Below are 2,179 nucleotides of genomic sequence, written 5' to 3' on the forward strand. Positions count from 1 at the left end.
GTGATGAGCGCGTTGACACATTTCCCTGAGGATTTCGGGCGGCCGGCGACGAAGCTGGCCGAGGCAGCGGAGTAGAACGATGGCCCTGATCAAAGAAACTGACTACGGGACCCCCGCATCCAAGTCCGAGAAGATGGTGACGCTGACCATCGACGGCGTCGAGGTCACCGTGCCGGAAGGCACGTCCATCATGCGCGCAGCCATGGAGATGGGCACCACCATCCCCAAGCTTTGCGCCACCGACATGCTCGAGAGCTTCGGTTCCTGCCGCCTTTGTTTGATCGAGATCGAAGGTCGCAACGGCACGCCGGCCTCCTGCACCACACCCGTCGCCCCCGGCATTGCGGTCAAGACGCAGACCCCACGCCTCGCGGCCATCCGCAAGGGCGTAATGGAGCTCTACATCTCCGACCATCCGCTGGACTGTCTCACCTGCGCCGCGAACGGTGACTGCGAGCTTCAGGACATGGCGGGCGCGGTCGGCCTGCGCGACGTCCGCTATGGCTACGACGGCGCCAACCACGTCTTCGACAAATCCCGTCTCGATGGCGCCGCCAACGATCTCTGGATCTCGAAGGACGAGACCAACCCCTACTTCAGCTACGATCCCTCGAAGTGCATCGTCTGCAACCGCTGCGTTCGCGCGTGCGAGGAGGTGCAGGGCACCTTCGCGCTGACGATCTCGGGCCGCGGCTTCGACAGCCGCGTGGCAGCCGGCATGAGCGAAGACTTCCTCGAGAGCGAGTGCGTGTCGTGCGGCGCCTGCGTGCAGGCTTGCCCGACGGCGACCCTCATCGAGAAAGATGTCATCGAGATCGGCCAGCCGGAGCATTCCGTCATCACTACCTGCGCCTACTGCGGCGTGGGCTGCGCCTTCAAGGCCGAGATGCGCGGCGAGGAAGTCGTGCGCATGGTGCCCTGGAAGGACGGCAAGGCCAACCGTGGCCACTCCTGCGTCAAGGGCCGCTTCGCGTACGGCTACGCCACCCATCAGGACCGCATTACGAAGCCGATGGTGCGCGACAAGATCACCGATCCGTGGCGTGAGGTCTCCTGGGAGGAGGCGATCGCGCGCGTGGCCGGCGACTTCCGCCGCATTCAGGAGCAGTACGGCCGCACGGCCGTCGGCGGCATCACCTCCTCGCGCTGCACGAACGAGGAAGCCTACCTCGTCCAGAAGCTGATCCGCGCCGGTTTCGGCGTGAACAACGTCGACACCTGCGCCCGCGTCTGCCACTCGCCGACCGGCTACGGCCTGAAGACGGCGTTCGGCGAAAGCTCGGGCACGCAGGACTTCGACTCCGTCGAGAATACGGACGTCATCCTCGTCATCGGCGCCAACCCGCCGGACGCCCATCCCGTCTTCGGCAGCCGCATGAAGAAGCGCATCCGCGAGGGCGCCAAGCTGATCGTGATCGATCCGCGCCGCACGGATCTCGTGAAGTCGGCCCACATCAAGGCCGATTTCCATCTTCCGCTACAGCCAGGCACCAACGTCGCCGTCGTGACGGCGATGGCGCACGTCATCGTCGCCGAAGGTCTCGTCAACGAGGACTTCGTGCGCGCGCGCTGCGATTGGGACGAGTTCAAGGAGTGGTGCGAGTTCGTCTCCCAGGAGGTCAACTCTCCCGAAGCGATGGAGCAGCACACGGGCGTCGATCCCGAGCTGATCCGCGGTGCCGCTCGCCTGTATGCGACCGGCGGCAACGCGTCGATCTACTATGGCCTCGGCGTCACCGAGCACTCGCAAGGCTCGACCACCGTGATGGCCATCGCCAACCTCGCGATGGCGACGGGCAACATGGGACGGACGGGCGTCGGCGTGAACCCGCTGCGCGGCCAGAACAACGTGCAGGGCTCCTGCGACATGGCCTCGTTCCCGCACGAGCTGACCGGCTACCGGCACATCTCGGATACGGAAACGCGCGCGGCCTTCGAGAAGGAATGGAACTGCACGCTCGATCCGGAGCCGGGTCTGCGCATTCCGAACATGCTGGACGCCGCCATCGAGGGCACCTTCAAGGCGATCTACATCGAGGGTGAGGACATTCTCCAGTCCGACCCCAACACGCATCACGTCGCTGCAGGCCTTGAGGCTATGGAATGCGTCGTCGTGCAGGATCTCTTCCTCAATGAGACGGCGCGGTATGCGCACGTGTTCCTGCCGGGCTGCACCTTC

At 65.1% G+C, this 2,179-nt stretch carries 1 protein-coding gene; it reads left to right on the forward strand.

The features are described from left to right. Nucleotides 1–79: 79 nt before the first annotated feature. Nucleotides 80–2,179 (forward strand): molybdopterin-dependent oxidoreductase (locus tag Q0112_RS17035; RefSeq protein WP_297977199.1); only part of this gene is annotated, 2,100 nt, incomplete at its 3' end.

The organism is uncultured Amaricoccus sp. (assembly GCF_937858865.1).
Taxonomy (GTDB): domain Bacteria; phylum Pseudomonadota; class Alphaproteobacteria; order Rhodobacterales; family Rhodobacteraceae; genus Amaricoccus.